We start from the raw sequence: 19738 nt of genomic DNA on the forward strand, positions 1-19738 counted from the left end.
CCTATCATGATGGTTGAGCCATCTTGGATTTGGGATAGAACCTCGGTCAATGAGGTGTTACTCTTATCAATCATCTGACTACTTCCTGTACTGTGAATTACTCAATTTTTCATCCTGAAACCCGATGAAATTAAACTGAGTATTTTGTTCGGATTTCTAATATTTATTCTTGATAAGTTTTCGTTAGAGTTCTACAGCACAAAGTTCATTTTGTTCGATTATTATTTTTTATGTTCGATGATCGAACATTATCCAAGTAAAATAGTCGTGTTTCGATTAGAATCAATTTTAGAAACTGATTTTCGAATGAAAGAGCACATTATGGAAAATGATCAGAATAAAGAGCCAAAATTGATTCATCATTCTGAAAATAAAAAAACGATTCGCCATGAAGACTTTATTGCGGGAATCTCAAAAGGCTTGGCGATTTTGGAATGTTTTGGACCTGAACGGCATCGCTTGAACATGAGCACTGCCGCTGAAAAAACAGGCATGACACGTGCGGCTGCAAGACGGCATTTACTGACCTTAGAATATTTAGGTTATTTGGATTTTGATGGTCACTATTATTATTTAACTCCTAAAATTCTAAAATTTTCAGGTGCTTATTTAGACGGTTCTCCACTACCAAAAATTTGCCAGCCTTTATTAAATCTACTTACTAATCAAACCTCACTCATCTATTCAGTTATGGTTTTAGATGGTTATGAAGCAATTACGATAGCGCGAAGTGCAGCACACCAACAAACAGACAGAGTAAATCCATATGGATTGCACTTAGGTAATCGCTTACCCGCCCATGCGACTTCTGCTGGAAAAATTCTGCTTGCTCATCTAGATGACGAAGCACAAAAACAATGGTTAGAAAAATATCCACTTAAACGTTTAACCAAATATACGCATACTGAGAGTGAAATTTTTTTGAAATTGCTACATGAAATTAAAGAACAGGATTGGTGTTATTCATGTGAAGAACATGAATTGGGCGTACATGCTGTTGCAGTACCGATTTATGATGCAAATGCTGATGTCGTTGCTGCCCTAAATATTGTTTCACCTACCATGCGTACAACAAAAGATTATCTCATCACTCATATTTTGCCACTATTACTAGAAACAGCACGTGATTTAAGACAGGTTGTTTAGATAGAGTTATTTCAAAATAGATATTTTTCTCTGCTCGTACTTATAGACGTATATGTTTTACTCGCTTTTAAACCAAATTTATTTTAGATATTAGCTAAGTCTTTTAAGTTTCCAAACAATTGTTCCATTGAGTAAGTTTATTTTACTTTTCGTTAAAAACCTTATTTCAAAATGATACAAATCAAATGCAATGATAATAATTTTATTTAAATCATTATATTATATTAATCCAAGTAATTTACTCAATAAAATCAAGATATTTGCTCTTATTATTGATGCATAGTATTTTAAAATGCACATGAAAAATAAATAAATTTCATACTCAAAGTTATACCAAACAATAAAAGAGAGATATAAAAATGATTGAATGGTTACAGAGTGAATTGAAACATAGCCCCGAAATATTACTATTCCTATCTCTAGCGATTGGCTTCTGGATTGGTCAGTTTCAATTTGGAAAATTTCAGTTTGGCGGTGTTGCAGGATCACTCCTTGTTGCAGTGGTACTGAGTCTGATAGGCGTTCCTGTTGATAATGGTGTTAAAGCAATTTTGTTTGCACTGTTTATTTATGCAGTTGGTTTTGAAAGTGGCCCACAATTTTTCAAATCGCTAGGCCCTCAATCCATTAAAGAAATTCTACTCGCGGTATTCATGGCAGTTTGTGGGCTTATTACCGTACTTGTGATGGCTAAAATCTTTAATTTGGATAAAGGCTTAGCCGCAGGCCTAGCTGCTGGTGGTATGACTCAGTCAGCTATCATTGGTACAGCGGGTGATGCGATTTCTCGTCTAGACCTCCCTCTTGCTGAAATCCAAAAACTACAGGCAAATGTAGCGATCGGTTACGCAGTGACTTACATCTTTGGTTCACTTGGCGCCATCATCATCTGTGTGAATATCTTACCTAAATTTATGGGGCGAGAAATTCATGATGATGCATTAAAAGCGCAGTCAGAACGTTTAAAAGGTGCTTTCGAGCTTGCTCCAGGTCAAGAATTAGCTATGCCTGAAATCGTTGGTCGTATTTACAAAGTCAAGCAAGCCAATGGTATTGCAATCGCTGAACTTGAAAAAATACAACCGAGTATCACAGTCGAACGACTTAAACGAAAAGATCAATTCATTGATGTTGCGCCTGAAGTAACGTTACAAACTGATGATGTCATTTTAATTGTTGGTCGTCGTGCGAGTGTCGTTTCAATCTCGGAGCATATTGGTACTGAACTTCAATCATCTCAAGGTATGGAGATGATTATGGATACCTCAGATGTGATTTTAAGAAATTCAAAATACATAAATCGAACATTGGGAGATATTAAAGCCAATACACCCGATTATTTGAAACATGGTATCTATGTACTTGCAATCAAACGTAATGATGAATCTCAAACATTGAGTGACGATACCATTTTGAAGCAAGGTGATTTGATTACTGTTTACGGCACAAAAAGTGATTTAGACCGTTTAGTCAAAGAGGCTGGTAAAGCACTACCTGAAAGCTTAAAAACCGATTGGATTTTTCATGGTGCTGGCTTAGTGGTTGGTCTCATTGTTGGCTTATTTGTTGTTCGAATTGGTGGTGTTCCCCTCACGCTCGGTGCAGGTGGTGGTGCATTACTATCTGGTCTTTTATTTGGATGGTTACGTAGTCGAAATCAAGTACATGGCAATATGCCATTAGCAGCTTCACAACTGTTAAAAGATCTCGGGCTAGCAGGCTTCGTCGCGGCTGTTGGTCTGCAATCGGGCTTACAAGCCATCCAAACAATCAAAGAAAGTGGCTTATCGCTTTTCATGATCGGAGTCGTTGTTACACTCGTTCCGCTTATCCTCTCTATGCTTTTTGCTCGTTATGTTTTGCGCTATGACAATGTCGCGGTTATGGCGGGTGCGCTATCTGGTTCAAGAAGTGCCAATCCTGCATTTGGTGGCGTCTTAGATAAAGCTGGTAACTCTATTCCAACTGTTCCTTTCGCGATCACCTATGCCCTTGCAAATGTATTTCTTACTTTGTTAGGTCCATTAATTGTGGGCTTAGCCTAAAAACTAACAGTTATAAACATTTTAATCTCTTCACTATAATTAAGGAGACTTCCCATGGGGAACGTTGATTACACAAAATATTCAAAACTGAGTCCATTCGAACTAAAAGATAATCTCATTGAGTTAGCACAAAGTAGAACAGATCGACTTATGCTCAATGCAGGTCGAGGAAATCCAAATTTCTTAGCAACGATCCCCCGTCGAGCTTTTTTCCAACTTGGTTTATTTTCAACCACAGAATCAGAGTTTTCTTTTTCTTATATGCCAGAAGGTCTTGGTGGATATCCACGACCTGTAGGTTTGCAATCACGCTTTGATAACTTTGTGATGCAGAATCAAGATAAACAAGGTGTTATTTTCTTAGGAAAAGCTGTTTCTTATGTTCGGGATCAACTTGGTTTAGATCCTGATGCTTTCTTACTTGAAATGGTTGAAGGAATTTTAGGTTGTAACTATCCAGTTCCAGACCGAATGCTACGTATCAGTGAAACGATTATTAAAGAGTATGTTCTGCGTGAAATGGGCGTACAAGGTATGGCCAAGCAAAACCTTGACTTGTTTGCTGTTGAAGGTGGGACAGCAGCGATGGCCTATATTTTCAACTCATTGAAAGAAAATAAAATCATTTCAAATGGCGATCGTATTGCAATCGGAACACCGATTTTTACGCCATATTTAGAAATTCCAAAGCTCAACGACTATCAACTTGAAGAAGTATTTATTGAAGCTGATCCTAAGCTCGACTGGCAATATCCAGAGTCAGAACTTAGAAAATTAGAAGATCCTTCAATTAAAGCATTCTTCTTGGTGAACCCAAGTAACCCTCCTTCAGTAAAAATGAGTGATGAAGGACTAGCAATCTTGGCTGATATCGTTAAAAAGCGCCCCGATTTGTTGATTTTAACAGATGATGTTTATGGTACTTTTGCAGATAACTTCAAATCTTTATTTGCAATCTGTCCTGACAATACCATCCTTGTTTATTCATTCTCGAAATATTTCGGTGCTACAGGCTGGCGTTTAGGTGTGATCGCGCTCACCAACAATAATATTCTTGATAAGAAGCTTGCAGCATTATCGAAGAAAGATAAAAAAGTGTTGGAAGAGCGTTATTCTTCACTCACAACAGATCCTTCAAGTATTAAGTTTATTGATCGTTTGGTCGCAGATAGCCGAAATGTGGCATTGAACCACACGGCAGGCTTATCGACACCGCAACAAGTCCAAATGGTGCTATTTGCATTATTCAATATGATGGATTCACGTCAAAGTTATAAGAAAGCTGTTAAATCTGTTGTACGTGAACGTGATGCTGCGCTATATCGACAACTTGGCGTAGAAGTTCCTCAAGATCCAAATGCCGTTGATTACTATACTTTAGTAAATCTGGAAAATACGTCTCGCACGTTATATGGTGATGAGTTTGCAGATTGGGTCATGAAAAATAAAAATCCGACCGAGCTATTATTCCGTGTAGCTGATGAAACAGGTGTGGTTTTACTTCCTGGATCAGGTTTCGGCGTTCTGCACCCTTCTGCTCGTGCATCTTTAGCAAACTTGAATGAATACCAATATGCAGCGATTGGTGATTCTTTAAGACGCTTTGCTGAAGAATCCTACCAAGAATACCTAAAAACCAAGAAAGGCAAAAAATAAGCTTTTCCTGTCCATCGAAATAAAGCCACAATTTAGTGGCTTTATTTTTTGTATTTATCTCAAAAAAGCAGTTCACATCACATTCACATTCCAACTTTTAAGATAAATCTAAAATGGAATGAGATCATCAACATGAAATTGCTCAGAACGCTCGCAGTCTCGACACTGACCTTACTTTCTTTGGCTGCTTGTAAAAGTGTACCAAGTTACACCGCTGACTATGAAAAAGCTAAAAAAGAAATTACGGGAATCATGTTAGATGATCAACAAGCTCAGCGGATTGGTCAAAACTTTGTTGCAGCTTTCAATACGATGGGAACTGAAAATTTTGTCAAAAAAGCCAGTCAACTTTATGCAGATCAATTATTTATCAATGACACACTTTCCCAATTCTCAAATAAACAGGATCTCACTAAACATTTTGAAGGTATGAATGAACACGTCAGCAATGTTTCAGTGACATTAATAAGTGCGACTCATAAACAAGACTCTGCATATATCCATTGGCACATGGTCTATGACTTTAAAATGTTTGGTCGGACAAAAACCATGTCTTCGTATGGTATTAGCCAAATCAAAATTAATCAGCAAAAACTAATTATCTTTCAACAAGATTTTTGGGATCCTGCAAATGGTTTATACCGCTCACTGCCATATGTCGGAAGTGGCTATTCTTTGACCTTGCCGTTCAAGAAATAGTATAAAATTCAGCCACAAAAAAGTGCAGAATAAATTATGGACAATCATTCATTATTAAAACGATTAAATAAAATTGAAGGTTTAATTGTTTTAGCTTTGGTCGATACTTTCGATGGTTCTATTTTAGAAACCATTGGTGATGAGTTCTTTAATATTGATCTTGCCGCTGCTGAAGGCGCAAATTTATTTAATTACCAAAAGCAATTAATGAATGAAATTGATCCTAATGATTTTCTAGAAAGTGTTTTGATGAGTACTGACAATCAGTATCACATCATTACACCGTTAGAGACCAACCATGGCCTGTTTTTATATGCGGTTTTAGATCGTGAGCATACGAATTTAGGCTTTGCACGTCATGAAATTCAAAAACTAGAACGTAATTTAAATTTCTATACCTATTAAATTTGAAGATTAAAACAGCTATAACCAAATAGGCAGCAAATATTGAGGTGGTGAATGAATACTCGTTTAATTTCGATAATGACTAGGTTATGTATTTTATTCCTTCTCATCCCAATTAAATTAGCACATGCAAATATTCAAATCTGCAAAACTGCCCCCCTTTTAGTAACGAGTAAAAATGTGGGTTCAGTCAGTTATTATGCAGAGAACTGCCATCAAAATTGGGGAAATCAAAATATTCGCCTAGATTTCACTTATACTCAGAATATTCCAGAATGGGCATTTAAACGGGCTGCAACACATTTCCTGAAAAAAAATGTGGCCAATTTTTCTAATAATTCCGCTCTAAATCAAATTACTGAATTATATAAGCCTGTAAAAAAAGGAGATTTATATTCATTAAATTATAATCAGCTCAATAAAACATTAAGTCTTTCCCTTAACCAAAAACTATTAGGTTCAATTACCGATCAACAAGCCAATCAATACTTTAAAATATGGTTTGGTAGTTCTCCATTTAATGCTAAATTAAAGCAACAACTACTAAATCAATAACTTGATCAAACGATTATGAGCAATCAATTTATTCTTATGGTCGAAGACCATTACGAACTTGCCGCGACGGTTTGCGAATTTTTAGAGGAACATGGTTTCGTCATTGATCATGCACGTAATTTAGATGCAGCACGTAATTTTCTAAAAACGCAGCCCTACCATCTCCTATTACTTGATATTAATCTACCTGATGGTTCTGGATATGATTTATGCGAATGGCTCAGAACGGATCAAGGTAAAGACATTCCTATTTTAATGCTCACGGCACGAGATACCTTAGATGACAAATTAAAGGGCTTTAGTGCTGGCACAGATGATTATTTAGTCAAACCTTTTGATTTTAATGAGCTTGTAATGCGTGTCAAAGCATTAATCAAACGTTCATTGGGCGAAGTATCATCCAGTAAAATCCAAATCCATGATCTCATTTTAGACAGTTCAACTCAAACTGTAACCCGTGCTGGTCAAGCAATAGAATTACCGCGTATTCAATTCAAATTACTTAAAATCTTGATGAGAAACTCGCCTAAAGTCATTACAAAACAACAAATTATTATTGAACTTTGGGGTGATGAAGAACCTGAAAGTGATGCGTTACGCAGCCATATTTATAATTTACGAAAAATGGTCGATAAGCCATTTGAAGAAAAGTTAATTCACACCATCTCAGGTGTCGGCCTTAAAGTTGCTTTCGATGCTGAAGCGCATTAATTCAAATACACAACTACGATAAGCCCCGTTGTATTGTCGAGTTGTAGATGTGGATGTGTGTTTAAATAATATTGTCGATCAAATAGTTCGACTCTCCACCCTAACTGCGTACAGAGTTTTTGTACCAGTTGTAATCCTATTCCATGACCTTTTGCCGTCAGCTGTAATTGAGAGCTGCTTAGTTCCTGAACCTTAGAATCATTCGGCAAGTTAATACCAACCCCATTATCTGCGATGACAATACTATTCTTGCGTTGAATGATATGAATATCTGTACCTTGAGAATAATTCAATGCATTTCTTAGGATATTACTTAAAACCATTTTAGTCATCGAAGGATGAATCAATCGCGGAAACTCATGTGGGTCATATTGCACCTTGATTTCCATTCCTTTGGTTTGACTCACGGGTTCTAAGTCATTGACTAAATCTTGAATAATGTTCGACAGTAGCATCTGTTCAGCAGTCAGTGTATTGGTGGTATTTCTAGCGATTGCTAATAAGGTATCAACCAAAAGCTGCATATCTTCAATGGTATTTGAAATACGATTCAATGATTTATCATTGCCATATCGTGCCTGACAAAGCTGCACATTGCCTTTGAGAATGGTTAAAGGTGTGCGTAACTCATGGCTCACGTCACCTGTAAATTCTCTTTCACGATTAATAAACTCGCTCAGCACTTGATGATATTTTTCTAAAGCCTGTTTTAAATACTCAGCCTCCATATTGCCATTGGTATTTATACCTAAAAATGGTGAAGCTTCTTTATTTTGATGCGCCCAATCAATATGTTCCAAAGCATTTGCTAAACGTGTGATTGGAGAAAAATAGCGACGCGCTCTGCGATTCGACCACCATAAAAAACTGTACAGAACAATCAAACTAAACATGAGTGGTGCAAGACCAAACATCCAGACGATTTTATTGACATTACTTTCGCCGAACACCAGCAGCACATGCTGCCCTTTTCGCTCTCCGTAAACCGTCATCCGCTCTTTACCATCGACAAAAATTCGATGTACGCCTTGCTGTAATACTTGATTTTTAAATGCTGGCGGCGGGGTTTGTGTTTCCCAACGATAACCATACAGATTTTTAGTATCTGGTAAATCTGCATTTGGATTGCGATCAACTCGCATCCAATAATGTTCCATCTCTTGCTCAAGTGCCGTTTTAAGTAACGAACCTTTGATTACCCATGCACTACAAGCAATACCGATGATAATCGAAAGTGCGATCAACCCAATTTGCAGCCAATAATGACGATTAAACATCTCCGTGAGTGGATGTGTACTTGTCTCATTATTTTTGTTTTTCAACATAGGTTGACCGTTCAATAGAATCTATTTTAATTATACTGTTTTCTTTTTGAACAGGAAGTGTCCGACGACCCACTCCTGACCTTGTTCAAAACCAAACAATTCAGCACAAGCCATAAAGAAAATACGCCAACGTTGCCACCATGCTTCAGCATCTTGGCCATAAACTTGTTCAAACAATGGCTTTAATTGCTCACTGTTTCGATCCATATTTTCCAACCAAGCATTTGCTGTTTTTTCATAATGTGTGCCTGACCACTGCCAATGCCGTTCAAGTTCTAAATGCTCCTGAAAATGCAAAAATGTTGAAGTCGCTGGCATTAATCCACCTGTAAAGAAATAGCGTGACATCCAATCATATTCACTTTTTATTTCAAATGGATAATGTAAAAAACGATGGCAAAAAATATGACACCATAACAAACCATCTGCCTTTAACCACGATTGTATTTTGGCAAATAGCCGTTGATAGTTTCTGACATGCTCAAACATTTCAACCGAAACGACCCGATCGAAAGAATTTTCCTGTAACTCCAGTACATTCACGTCACAGGTCAACACATCAACATTATTCAAACCACGCTTTTCTGCTTCCGCCAAAATGTGCTGACGTTGCGTTGCTGAGTTTGAAACTGCAGTTATTTTTGCGTTTGGATATTGCTCAGCCATCCATAATGTCAATGAACCCCAGCCACAACCTAGCTCTAGAATCGATTGACCATCATTTAATTGAGCACGATCACTATAGATTCTGAGTGCAAATTCCTCAGCTTCATCCAATGACGTTTTATCGTGCGGGAAAAAACATGCACTATATTTTAATCGCTTTCCTAGAACAGCCTGAAAAAAAGCCGTTGGCAGCTCATAGTGCTGTTCATTGGCTTTGTCAGTTTCGATGGCAATTTCGCTGTGCTTCAACATGTTGAGCACATCCATATAGCGCTGAGCACCTTGTTCAGGATCATAGCGTCCTTCCTGAATCAGGCGTTTCTTACTCAAGGCGCGTATGGCTGCACGAATCGCTTGATCTGGCACCAAACCGCTTTCAACAAGTTTTAATGATTTATGAATAATAAAGTCCATGTGCGTACCTACTGTTTGGGCTTCCACGGAATAAACATAGAAGTGCGTTTTTGATAATCGGAATAATTTTTTCCACGATTTTTTAATGCTTGTTGTTCACTGAATGGAATCCCTGTGATGTAGTACAAAAATAACCACATCAATAACGGATAAATCCATAAGCTATACAGTCCAGCAGCTAGACCTAAGATCGGATAAGCAAACCAATGCATCCATTCAAAAAAATAATTTGGATGCCGTGAATATCTCCACAAGCCTTGATCCATGGTTTTGCCATGATTGCTTGGATTTTGCTTAAATCGATATAGCTGTTGATCTGCAATTACTTCACCAACAAATGCAATCATCATGATCATGCCAGCGATAATCACATAATCATTCGTTTCAACACTCCAAGCAGCTTCAGGCACATTTAATAAGCTCCACATCGGAATGCTAAATAAAATAGCTAAACCTGCTTGGAACATGAAAAAAGTAAAAAAGCCCAAATGCTGATATTTTCCCATTGCTCTACGCATGTTGGCATAACGACGATCTTCCTCATCCTCAGCCAAATAACGGCGCAATAGATGCCAACTCAACCTCAGAAACCAAATCGAGCTAAAAATACCAATAAATAATCTAATTTGTATCGGTGCTAGCTCAACCCATAAAGCGGTAATGAAAATATTGAGAGCAATGCAAAAACTCCATGCCACATCGACAATACCAGCACGATGATTCTTTGTTGCCCATAACCAGCATGAGCACATCACTACCACATCAAGTAAAAACAATTGCCATATCATAACTGCCTCCTTGATGTTTAAAATTTATCTATAATTAATAAGGACTTGCTTCAAACAACAGGTGTACATCACTGATCACGCCTTCTTTGAAGCCACCTTCGCAATAACAAAGATAAAAATCCCACATGCGAATGAAATTCTCATCAAAACCTAAAGCTAAAACCTGTGATTTTGCTTCTAAAAAACGCTCACGCCATTGATGAATGGTTTCTGCATAACTCAAACCAATATCTTCAAGATGTTTTAAACGTAATCCCTGCTCAGAAGCAGCTTGTGTGAGCACACTAATACAAGGAATAAAACTACCAGGGAAAATATAGCGCTTAATATAGTCCACCGTATTAAGTGCTTTCTTATAACGAGCGTCTTCGATGGTAATAGCTTGAATCAAACCCAGACCATTTGGTTTTAACAATGATCGGCATTTATTGAAATAAGTTGATAAGTATTGTTCGCCTACTGCTTCGATCATTTCAATCGAAACCAGCTTGTCAAACTGACCGTCTAATAAACGGTAATCTTTTAACTGAACTTCAACTCGATGGCTTAATCCTGACGCTGCAATACGCTGAGTCGCCTCATCAAATTGCGCTTGCGAAATAGTAATCGTCGTCACTTTACAACCATAATGTTGAGCTGCATAAATTGCAAAACCGCCCCAACCACTCCCGATTTCTACCAAATGATCCATCGGTTTTAATTGAAGTTTCTGACAAATAAGTTCTTTTTTATAATCAGATGCTTGTTCCAATGTCATATCTTTATTTTTATAGACTGCACTGGAGTACATCATCGAAGGATCAAGAAACAATTTAAAAAAATCATTGCTTAAGTCATAGTGTTCCGCGATGTTTTTACGACTACCCGTTAATGAATTCTTTCTAGTTTTATACCAAGCTTTAAGAATCATTTGGCTAGCTTGAGAAATAACATTTTGATTTATTTTGTCTAAAACATGACGATTGCGTGCCAAAATTTGGATCAGCTCGACCAACTGTTCACTGCTCCAATAGCCTCGAATATAGCCTTCAGCCGCACCTAGAACACCGTTTTTAAAAATCAGTTCAATTAGATCTTTATTATGAATGTCTATCGTTGCTTCCAAATCAGATACCTCACCGACAGAACCATTCCATTCTCCACGAAAATGAATTTGGCCATGACGGAGCTTCATCAGACTTTTTAAAACAAACGGCAACGAATCTTGTTCACCGAAAATAAGCGTTTTCATCATTTTGTTCTAAGTCCTTATCTTTTTTAGGGTGACGATAAAATGGAACCTTTTTTCGCCAGAGATGAAAAGCTTGTACATAAATCGAAGCCAACATCTTAAAAGGTTCAAAGACATGATGAATAGCATAGCGATTTAGCTGTGAAGGAACTGTGATTTCCTCTAGTTCATAGCGCATCGTTGCATCAAAAATCAGCTTTTTGGACTGATAAAGCTGCATATAAATCACATTTTGTTGATCTGAAAAATTAAATTTCCACTTATATTGAATATCCATCGGCATAAATGGAGACACATGGAATGACTTTTCAAAATCAAACTGAAAACCTTGATATTGCTGATGATCAATGTATTTCTGCCGACAATCATGCACATACACTTTTGTTTCATTCCACGGCGTGTTAGTGATCTCACTTAATATAAATTGTGGTTCATAACGAGTGTTGAAAATGAAATAAAAAACCACTGAGTTAAAGCGAAAACCTAAGGTTCTAGGTAATGCCAAGACTCGAATATGGGATTGCGCTGATAAAATCGTATCGTTTTGCTGCAAAATTATTTTTTTGATCTTTTCTCTAATATTTCCCGTGTAGCCTTTTAGAAAATCATCCTCATCTAGCGTTAATACATTCCAAGCTTTGGTTGAACTTAGTTTGGATTGTTTAACGTGTTGTTCAACTTGATCAGGATCAAAATATAAATAGCTCAGACATGACTTGAAATCATGTGATTTAGGAAAAAAACGACGATGACGAATATGCACTTTTGCAATCGCAAGAGAAGGTTGATGCATTATGCCACCTCCAATTGCTCTACCATCTCTAAGATTTGTGCGACAACACGTTCAGCACTTCTCACGCCATCCTCATGAAACCCCCAGCCCCAATAAGCACCACAAAAAGAGCTACGATTTCTGCCATTAATTTCAGACCAATCTGATTGTGCGGCTATCGCTTTTTTATCAAATACTGGATGACGATAATGGCGTTCTACATACACTTTTTCTCTTGAGATTGGCATATTAGGATTGAGCGTTGCAAAAACCTGTGTCTTACACGCTAAATTCTGCAAATTGTTCATCCAATAGGTAAAACCATAGTAAATCTGATCGTTATGGCTATTTTTCTTAGTAGTATCTAAAGCAGTGACATGCACATGCCAACTTGCCCATTGCGATTTACGTTTCGGCATAATCGAAGTATCGCAATGCACCACCATTTTATTATCTTGATAATCAAAGCAACCAAGAATCTCTTGCTCTGCCGCACTCGGCTGATGAATGAGTTTCAAAGTATCATCGGCATGACTAGCAAAAATCACCCAATCAAATTCCTCTTCTTCTTGCGCTGAAACAATCGTCACCGAATCTTCTGTTCTGAGGACTTGTTTAACTGCACCATGCTTCCACTGGATGGAAGGACATTGTGCTTGAATGGCTTGAATATAACTTGCTGAACCGCCTTTCACGGTCTGCCATTGTGGACGTTCTTTTAACTGCAACATACGATGATGTTGAAAAAAACTTACCACAAATTTATAAGGAATTTTTCCAATCTGCTCAACTGGACTAGACCACAACGCACCACACATTGGATAAAGATGTTCTTCTCTAAAAACTTGAGAATAATCATTACGATTCAAATAATCTTCAATCGTCAAATGTGGTTCATAAGCAGCCACATCAATGTCTTTATTTTCTTGATAAAAACGCATCAAATCAGACAACATGATTCGAAAATTTGGATTTATAAAATTCTGAGGTCGAGCCAATAATGACCATTTTTTTGATGGGTTGTATTGCAGACCAGTCACTAGATTATTGACTGAAAAACTCATATCACTATTTTGGGCTTCAACACCTAATTGATTCAGCATTTCAGTAAATAGTGGATAGTTATATTCATTAAACACAATGAAGCCACTATCAACAGCAACTTTCTGATGATCAATCCATAAATCATGCGTATCAGTATGCCCACCAAAGTAATTTTCTTTTTCAAAGACACTAATTTGATGATGTTTAGACAATTTCCATGCCGCATACATTCCAGAAATACCTGAGCCTACAATTGCAATTTTCATGAAGACTCCCGACTTTGAACTTTAGTTGTGTGGATTTTTATGCTTTCACGTTGTTGGTGATATTCTGTGTAAATACGTTGTGGCACAGGTTTTATTCCCCAGACCAAACCTGTGTAAGACATTATTTTTAATAGATAATAAGTAACATCAATTTGCCACCAAAAGAAACCTTGGCGGGTACTCCCTGCATAATAGTGATGGTTATTATGCCAACCCTCACCTAAGGTGATAATTGAAAGGAATAGATTATTTCTGCTGTTATCTTTGGTTTCGAAATCGCGATGCCCATATAAATGGGCCAAAGAATTGATGCATAAGGTTGCATGGATCAATAACACTGTCGAAATCACAAATCCCCAAACCAGTAACTGAGGTCCTGATGTTCCTAAATTGGGATGAGCAACATTCAACCAATTTCCAAATAAGTAGATCGCTAAGGCAGTGAACAATACCACTGGTAAACTGAAACGATCGAGCCAAACAATTTCAGGAAACTTGAGCCAATCTTTGATGACTTCTTTTCGCGTCGAAAAATTCTGTTCATTTAAAAACCAACCCACATGGCTATACCAAAAGCCATGATGAGATGAATGGGGATCATGTTCGGTGTCCGTAAAACGATGATGATAGCGATGATGCGCAGCCCACCACAAAGGCCCTCGTTGGGCGCTCATTGTTCCAATTAAGATAAACAAAAACTGAAAAGGTCGAGAGGTTTGAAATGTTTTATGCGATAGATAACGATGAAAAAAAGCAGTGATTGCAAACATTCTGATGAAATAGAACATCAGCATGAACATGACAGCAAACCAAGAAACTCCAACCCAAAACACAGCAAGACATGCCAGATGCAATAAAATAAACGGTATGATTCTCAACCATTGAATTTGAGTGTCTTTAACGTGATGTGAAATGTCAGATTCATTTGTCTCTAAAGTTTGCTTGAAGGACCAACTATCTACCCATCGCAGAAGAAATTTAAACATTGATTCTTCCTGACCCATTATTTTTTATCATTATCATGTTAATAAAAGTGATATGAAATTTATGTGAAGCTTGAACCGATCAAGTCTGTCACTTGTGCTTCATCATAATATAAAAATGCAAAATAAACATAAATTTAAATGTAGTAATGAGTAAAGCCTAACTCACTTGAGCTAGGCTTTATTTTATTTATTTGGTTTTCAATTACTGGCGATAAAAGCTAAGCAATTTGAGTTGCAATCAATATCGCTAGACTGGTCCACATCAGGTAAGCAGCAACACTGATCACAACCGTAGCAAAAATTTTCTGTACCGTTTTAAGATCAATCATGCTAATCAATCTTCTACCGACTAGCATCCCAACAATACACGCCAATACAAAACTTGCAGTTACAATCAGCGGATATTGAAAGCCATCAAGTACATGGATTGAAATACTGACACCGCCGATTAAGAAGATAATCATCAAGGATGTCGCAACAATACTACGCATGTCTAGATCAGTTGCTTTTCTAAGAGCAGGTACGATCACAAAGCCCCCACCAACACCAAGTAGACCTGTGAGCAAGCCAGCTATTACACCGATCAAACCTAAAACTGAAGCAGTTTTCATATTCCAAATTAACTTACCTGTACTATGATTCACCTTACACGGTGGGTCTTCTAAATCATTTACTTTATTAAAAAAGATACGATAAGCGACGATCAACATGACCAAACTGAATGCGAGACTTAACCAAACTGGAGAAATGATATTGGCAAGATGAACACCATAGCGTGCCGAAGGAATACTAATCAGAGCAATCCAAATCGCAGCACGGTATCTTACGATTTTTTTAAATAAGCCCTGAATACTTCCAACAAATGCAGAGAGTGTAACAGCCAGTAATCCCACAGGCGCAGCTTGTGAAACCGTCCACCCCTGACTCGCCATAAGCGCAGGAACAGCCAAGATTCCGCCACCAGCTCCCGTCAGCCCAAGTAAGCATCCGATTGCAAGACCTTCTAAGACCAATAACCACATATCCATAAAAGACCTCTTATAAGAGATAAATTGCTTTTTTCAGCATGAGTTTCCCTCACTAGCTCTCGATTGAAAGCTAGCGCTGAAACGGGGTTTAGAGTTAAGAGAAGTGGGCTAGAGTTTTGGTTTAACTAGCCACTCGTGCCCTTTCAACATGCCATCCCAATACATAGGTGGGAGAATTTGCTCTTTTAATAGCCATGCCATACGAGTTGGTTTTTGCCCATCCAAGAACCATTTTGGAAAACTTGGTAATAACTTTCCGCCATAGCCAAACTCTGCAAGTACGATTTTCCCACGCTCGACCGTAAGTGGACATGAACCATAACCATCATATTGAGCGAACTGGTTACTGCCTTTTAAGTACTGTAAAACATTCACTGCAACGATCGGCGCTTGTTTACGGGCAGCAGCGGCAGTTTTAGCATTTGGTGCATTCATTACATCGCCCAAGGCAAAGATGTAAGGATATTTTGTATGCTGTAAGGTATGTTGATCTACACTCACCCAACCCGCAGCATCGACAAGATTACTTGCTCGAATAAAATCAGGTGCTTGTTGTGGTGGAACAACATGCAACATATCAAAATCAGTTTCAATTACTGAACTATTTTCACCTTCAGTCACCTTAAACCAAGCACATTTTTGAACACCATCGACTTTGATTAACTGATGATTAAAGTGCAAATTTGCGTTATAGCGTTTGATATATTCCATCAAAGCTGGAACATACGCTTGCACACCAAATAACACACTACCTGTATTATAAAAGTCGATGTTGATGTTTTGGAGTACACCTTGTTTTTGCCAATGATCTGCTGACAGATACATGGCTTTCTGCGGTGCGCCAGCACATTTGATTGGCATCGGCGGTTGCGTGAAAATCGCTTTACCTTGCTTCATGCTACTCACTAACTGCCACGTATATGGTGCAAGATCATAACGATAATTCGAAGTCACACCATTTTTACCCAGTGTTTCAACTAAGCCATCGATACCATGCCAATTCAACTTTAATCCGGGGCAAATAACCAAAGCTTCATAATTAATCGGCTTACATCCTTCCAATAAAACCTGTTTATTGTCTGGGTCAAATGCAGCAACAGCAGCTTTGATCCAATGGACCTGTTTTGGGATCAAACTCGCCATAGTTCGAACCGTTTTTTCAGGTGGAAAAATACCGCCACCGACCATCGTCCAGCCTGGTTGATAATAATGAATCTCTGCTGGATCAATAATTGCAATATCTAGGTTTGGCTGTCTTGATAGTAAACTCGATGCAACTGAAATTCCTGCAGCCCCGCCCCCCACAATCACCACAGAAAATGTAGGAATATTATTCAACTGATTAGGATTCTGTTTCAGAATACGAGGCACTAAACCTTGCAAATCATAATCAAGTGCTTTGGCTTGCAACAACATCTGATCAAGACTTTGCTCTACAACCTGTGACAACGCCCACAAAGTAATTGAACGAGTACCAGATCGACAGAATGCTAAAAGTGGCTTTTGTGACTTTTGATAGAGTTGTTTGAATTCAACTGCCTGTTCATCAGTCACACGACCACTCACCACAGGTAAATATTCCAACTGAATCCCATGTTGAATTGCAGCTTCTTGGATCTCGATGATATTAGGCTGATCAGCACCTTCACCATCAGGACGATTACAAATAATTGTTCGAATACCCTTTGCCGCTATTTCAGTAATATCTTGCTGGCTGATTTGATCCGAAACAAAAAACTCTTGATTAACTCGCTTTAATTCCATGTCATTTGTTCCTTATGCTTGTCCACAGGCTTTATTGGCAGGTAAAGCAATATCAATCTTTTTCGGATAAGGTAAATCGAGATTCGTCATAATCTGTACAAAATCTTGTTTAGATTTACCTTGCCCTAATCGAGCATTATGTAAACGCTCATGCCCAACGGTCGATGACAAACGACCTTTATAGTCATGTCCCGGATACACAATCGTTTCATCAGCCAATGTGAAAATCTGTTGATGAATAGAGTCATATAAAGTTTCAGCACTCCCTTCTTGGAAGTCGGTGCGACCACAACCATCGATTAACAGTGCATCACCTGTGAATACCATGCCATCAACGACATAACTGGTACATGCATTGGTGTGACCCGGTGTATAACGAGCTTCAATTAAGATTTCACCAACACGTATAGCACTACGATCTGTAATAAAAATGTCTCCGCACGCTACACCTGAATGACGATGCAAAACTGTTTTACAGCCAAATTTTTCTCTTAATGAATTAGCTGCTGTGACATGATCTGCATGTACATGCGTATCGAGGCTATATACCAATGTTAAATTATGTTCATTTAACTTTTCCGCATAGCTCTCAATTTCAGAAGCAACTGGATCAATTAATACAGCTTCATGCGTTTGTTCTGATGCAATGAGATAGGTATAAGTAGAACTTTCTTTTTCGAAAAATTGATGGAATATCATTAGAATCAATCTCAATCTGCTTGCTTATATTCATATTTTGCAAACAAGATGCCAACTCTTTGCATTTTTAATTATATTCAAATAAAACAATATATTAATAAATAATATTTAAAATTCAGAATAGACCACGTTTCACTTTTCTTTCATTTCATGTTTCAATAATTCAAACAGTGAAACATAAAATGAAACATAATGACTCAACTCATTGATTTTAAAACTCAAGTTGATTTGGAAAATTTCTTGGGTTATTTGCAGCAGCTCATTACTGACTGTGCCCTTTTTATCGTTGATCACACTGATTCGACTATCATTTATGAGTTCAAATCAACAAGGCTTAATCCTTCGATCTCAGCGTTAAGCAAACAGCAAATATTGAATAACGCATTAGATACTGGAAAATTTAATTTTAAATCTGCAAATGGCTCAAGCGAATTGTTCTGTCATCGACATAACATTCATGTTTCAGATCAAAATTTCACTGGAACATTATTCGTAGTTCAGCTATTGCGACAAGTTGAAACAACACTGCCAAAGCAAAGCATTCAAAGTTTATCGGAAACATTTCATAGCCAATCACCTGAAATGCAACGTATGTTTTCAATTATCCAACGCGTTGCAATCACTGAATTCCCTGTATTGGTTCGTGGTGAATCTGGAAGCGGTAAAGAGCTGGTTGCTCAGGCCATACATGACTATAGCCAAAGAAAGAATAAAGTGTTTATTGCGATTAACTGTGCTGCTTTGAACGCGAATATCTTGGAAAGCGAATTATTTGGGCATGTCAAAGGTGCTTTTACAGGCGCGATTCGAGAGCATAAAGGTGTTTTTGAGCGTGCCGCAGGTGGAACACTTTTTTTAGATGAAATCGCTGAAATTCCCTTAGAGTTACAAGCAAAACTGCTACGTGTACTAGAAACTGGAGAATTCACCCCCTTAGGCGGTGAAAAATCAATCAAAGCCAATGTCCGTATTATTACCGCGACGCATCGCGCGTTAAGAGAAGAAGCCAAACTTGGCCGTTTCCGTCAAGACTTGCTTTATCGCCTGCGTGTTATTCCCATTTTTGTTCCACCGTTACGTGATCGCAAAGAAGATATTCCACTGATTGCAAACTTCATTTTAAGCGAGCAGCAAACCATTTTTCAGCATACTCCCTCACTATCAAATGATGCACTAAATGCCTTGATTGATTACGACTGGCCGGGGAATGTGCGTGAATTAAAAAATACCCTGCTCTATGCCATTACGATGGCAAATGAAAAATCTGAAATCGAGCTTTGTGATTTGCCAGATGAGATTATTGATAATCCACACATACCATCTGATTTGAAGATGCACACAACCGAACATATGCATAGTTCAGATAAAATCAATAAAGATATGATTCGTAAGGCGTTAATCAAATATGATTATGATCTTAATCAAGTGGCTAAAGCCTTGGATATGAGCCGTACTACACTTTGGCGCTATCGGAAAAAGTTTAATTTATGAATAAAAAAGCGAGCCATACCAAATGACTCGCTTTTTAGTTTCCACTT

At 37.8% G+C, this 19738-nt stretch carries 18 protein-coding genes and 1 pseudogene; 8 read left to right on the forward strand and 11 right to left on the reverse strand.

Translation table 11 applies throughout. From position 1 onward, the window contains the following. Window positions 1-74, reverse strand: a pseudogene (locus tag ACF8D3_RS06695) (3-oxoadipate CoA-transferase); the annotation flags it as partial. Window positions 75-321: 247 nt separating this feature from the next. On the opposite strand from ACF8D3_RS06695, the gene pcaU reads away from it, so the two are divergent. From pcaU to ACF8D3_RS06730, 7 genes are all read left to right on the forward strand, one after another. Next, the gene (pcaU, locus tag ACF8D3_RS06700) at window positions 322-1146 is read left to right on the forward strand and encodes an IclR family transcriptional regulator PcaU (RefSeq protein WP_004880314.1); all 825 of its coding nucleotides are present in this window, start codon (window positions 322-324) and stop codon (window positions 1144-1146) included. A 359-nt stretch (window positions 1147-1505) separates the two neighbouring features. Further along, window positions 1506-3191 carry an aspartate-alanine antiporter gene (aspT, locus tag ACF8D3_RS06705; protein WP_392470817.1) on the forward strand — a complete coding sequence of 562 codons (1686 nt, stop codon included), beginning with the start codon at window positions 1506-1508 and terminating at the stop codon, window positions 3189-3191. Between the two features lie 54 nt (window positions 3192-3245). Beyond that, window positions 3246-4847: a bifunctional aspartate transaminase/aspartate 4-decarboxylase gene (locus tag ACF8D3_RS06710; RefSeq protein ID WP_392470818.1), complete on the forward strand. Its 1602-nt coding sequence runs from the start codon at window positions 3246-3248 to the stop codon at window positions 4845-4847. A gap of 132 nt (window positions 4848-4979) precedes the next feature. Next, window positions 4980-5546, forward strand: coding sequence for a nuclear transport factor 2 family protein (locus tag ACF8D3_RS06715; protein ID WP_392470819.1), 567 nt, complete (start codon window positions 4980-4982; stop codon window positions 5544-5546). A 36-nt stretch (window positions 5547-5582) separates the two neighbouring features. After that, window positions 5583-5951 carry a roadblock/LC7 domain-containing protein gene (locus ACF8D3_RS06720; protein ID WP_392470820.1) on the forward strand — a complete coding sequence of 123 codons (369 nt, stop codon included), beginning with the start codon at window positions 5583-5585 and terminating at the stop codon, window positions 5949-5951. A 78-nt stretch (window positions 5952-6029) separates the two neighbouring features. Further along, window positions 6030-6506, forward strand: a complete 477-nt coding sequence (locus ACF8D3_RS06725) for a chalcone isomerase family protein (protein WP_392470861.1) — start codon at window positions 6030-6032, stop codon at window positions 6504-6506. A 15-nt stretch (window positions 6507-6521) separates the two neighbouring features. Beyond that, on the forward strand, window positions 6522-7217 hold the full coding sequence (locus tag ACF8D3_RS06730; RefSeq protein WP_392470822.1) for a response regulator transcription factor: 696 nt from the start codon (window positions 6522-6524) through the stop codon (window positions 7215-7217). Here the strand turns inward: ACF8D3_RS06730 and ACF8D3_RS06735 are convergent. The 10 genes from ACF8D3_RS06735 to ACF8D3_RS06780 form a co-directional block, all read right to left on the reverse strand. Next, window positions 7214-8542, reverse strand: coding sequence for a sensor histidine kinase (locus tag ACF8D3_RS06735; RefSeq protein WP_392470823.1), 1329 nt, complete (start codon window positions 8540-8542; stop codon window positions 7214-7216). The two genes, ACF8D3_RS06730 and ACF8D3_RS06735, sit on opposite strands and share 4 nt — an antisense overlap. Window positions 8543-8572: 30 nt before the next feature. Next, window positions 8573-9622, reverse strand: coding sequence for a cyclopropane-fatty-acyl-phospholipid synthase family protein (locus tag ACF8D3_RS06740; RefSeq protein ID WP_061519854.1), 1050 nt, complete (start codon window positions 9620-9622; stop codon window positions 8573-8575). Between the two features lie 8 nt (window positions 9623-9630). Further along, window positions 9631-10410, reverse strand: a complete 780-nt coding sequence (locus tag ACF8D3_RS06745; protein ID WP_392470825.1) for a DUF1295 domain-containing protein — start codon at window positions 10408-10410, stop codon at window positions 9631-9633. 34 nt (window positions 10411-10444) lie between these two features. Continuing rightward, window positions 10445-11644, reverse strand: a complete 1200-nt coding sequence (locus tag ACF8D3_RS06750) for a class I SAM-dependent methyltransferase (RefSeq protein ID WP_392470826.1) — start codon at window positions 11642-11644, stop codon at window positions 10445-10447. Next, window positions 11619-12434: a DUF1365 domain-containing protein gene (locus tag ACF8D3_RS06755; RefSeq protein WP_392470827.1), complete on the reverse strand. Its 816-nt coding sequence runs from the start codon at window positions 12432-12434 to the stop codon at window positions 11619-11621. Before ACF8D3_RS06755 ends, ACF8D3_RS06750 begins: the two co-directional genes overlap by 26 nt. Then, on the reverse strand, window positions 12434-13723 hold the full coding sequence (locus tag ACF8D3_RS06760; protein WP_392470828.1) for an NAD(P)/FAD-dependent oxidoreductase: 1290 nt from the start codon (window positions 13721-13723) through the stop codon (window positions 12434-12436). Before ACF8D3_RS06760 ends, ACF8D3_RS06755 begins: the two co-directional genes overlap by 1 nt. Beyond that, window positions 13720-14709: an acyl-CoA desaturase gene (locus ACF8D3_RS06765; RefSeq protein ID WP_007482992.1), complete on the reverse strand. Its 990-nt coding sequence runs from the start codon at window positions 14707-14709 to the stop codon at window positions 13720-13722. Before ACF8D3_RS06765 ends, ACF8D3_RS06760 begins: the two co-directional genes overlap by 4 nt. Before the next feature lie 218 nt (window positions 14710-14927). After that, the gene (locus ACF8D3_RS06770; protein ID WP_392470829.1) at window positions 14928-15737 is read right to left on the reverse strand and encodes a sulfite exporter TauE/SafE family protein; all 810 of its coding nucleotides are present in this window, start codon (window positions 15735-15737) and stop codon (window positions 14928-14930) included. 108 nt (window positions 15738-15845) lie between these two features. Beyond that, a complete protein-coding gene (locus ACF8D3_RS06775) occupies window positions 15846-17501 on the reverse strand; it encodes a TIGR01244 family sulfur transferase (RefSeq protein WP_392470830.1) in 1656 nt (551 codons plus the stop codon). Window positions 17502-17513: 12 nt separating this feature from the next. After that, window positions 17514-18200, reverse strand: coding sequence for an MBL fold metallo-hydrolase (locus ACF8D3_RS06780; protein WP_392470831.1), 687 nt, complete (start codon window positions 18198-18200; stop codon window positions 17514-17516). A gap of 192 nt (window positions 18201-18392) precedes the next feature. Here ACF8D3_RS06780 and ACF8D3_RS06785 point away from each other — a divergent pair, with 192 nt between their 5' ends. Beyond that, window positions 18393-19691, forward strand: coding sequence for a sigma-54 interaction domain-containing protein (locus ACF8D3_RS06785; RefSeq protein WP_392470832.1), 1299 nt, complete (start codon window positions 18393-18395; stop codon window positions 19689-19691). Window positions 19692-19738: the final 47 nt, after the last annotated feature.

The sequence above is a fragment of the Acinetobacter sp. YQ_14 genome, assembly GCF_043102985.1.
Lineage (GTDB): Bacteria > Pseudomonadota > Gammaproteobacteria > Pseudomonadales > Moraxellaceae > Acinetobacter > Acinetobacter venetianus.

Excerpts from the sequence above, each read along its gene's own strand:
- ACF8D3_RS06750 (WP_392470826.1), bottom strand. The coding sequence starts at position 11,644 with ATGATGAAAACGCTTATTTTCGGTGAACAAGATTCGTTGCCGTTTGTT.
- ACF8D3_RS06715 (WP_392470819.1), top strand. The coding sequence starts at position 4,980 with ATGAAATTGCTCAGAACGCTCGCAGTCTCGACACTGACCTTACTTTCT.
- ACF8D3_RS06720 (WP_392470820.1), top strand. The coding sequence starts at position 5,583 with ATGGACAATCATTCATTATTAAAACGATTAAATAAAATTGAAGGTTTA.
- ACF8D3_RS06775 (WP_392470830.1), bottom strand. The coding sequence starts at position 17,501 with ATGGAATTAAAGCGAGTTAATCAAGAGTTTTTTGTTTCGGATCAAATC.
- aspT (WP_392470817.1), top strand. The coding sequence starts at position 1,506 with ATGATTGAATGGTTACAGAGTGAATTGAAACATAGCCCCGAAATATTA.
- pcaU (WP_004880314.1), top strand. The coding sequence starts at position 322 with ATGGAAAATGATCAGAATAAAGAGCCAAAATTGATTCATCATTCTGAA.
- ACF8D3_RS06745 (WP_392470825.1), bottom strand. The coding sequence starts at position 10,410 with ATGATATGGCAATTGTTTTTACTTGATGTGGTAGTGATGTGCTCATGC.
- ACF8D3_RS06740 (WP_061519854.1), bottom strand. The coding sequence starts at position 9,622 with ATGGACTTTATTATTCATAAATCATTAAAACTTGTTGAAAGCGGTTTG.
- ACF8D3_RS06785 (WP_392470832.1), top strand. The coding sequence starts at position 18,393 with ATGACTCAACTCATTGATTTTAAAACTCAAGTTGATTTGGAAAATTTC.
- ACF8D3_RS06755 (WP_392470827.1), bottom strand. The coding sequence starts at position 12,434 with ATGCATCAACCTTCTCTTGCGATTGCAAAAGTGCATATTCGTCATCGT.
- ACF8D3_RS06710 (WP_392470818.1), top strand. The coding sequence starts at position 3,246 with ATGGGGAACGTTGATTACACAAAATATTCAAAACTGAGTCCATTCGAA.
- ACF8D3_RS06780 (WP_392470831.1), bottom strand. The coding sequence starts at position 18,200 with ATGATATTCCATCAATTTTTCGAAAAAGAAAGTTCTACTTATACCTAT.
- ACF8D3_RS06735 (WP_392470823.1), bottom strand. The coding sequence starts at position 8,542 with ATGTTGAAAAACAAAAATAATGAGACAAGTACACATCCACTCACGGAG.
- ACF8D3_RS06765 (WP_007482992.1), bottom strand. The coding sequence starts at position 14,709 with ATGTTTAAATTTCTTCTGCGATGGGTAGATAGTTGGTCCTTCAAGCAA.
- ACF8D3_RS06730 (WP_392470822.1), top strand. The coding sequence starts at position 6,522 with ATGAGCAATCAATTTATTCTTATGGTCGAAGACCATTACGAACTTGCC.
- ACF8D3_RS06725 (WP_392470861.1), top strand. The coding sequence starts at position 6,030 with ATGACTAGGTTATGTATTTTATTCCTTCTCATCCCAATTAAATTAGCA.
- ACF8D3_RS06770 (WP_392470829.1), bottom strand. The coding sequence starts at position 15,737 with ATGGATATGTGGTTATTGGTCTTAGAAGGTCTTGCAATCGGATGCTTA.
- ACF8D3_RS06760 (WP_392470828.1), bottom strand. The coding sequence starts at position 13,723 with ATGAAAATTGCAATTGTAGGCTCAGGTATTTCTGGAATGTATGCGGCA.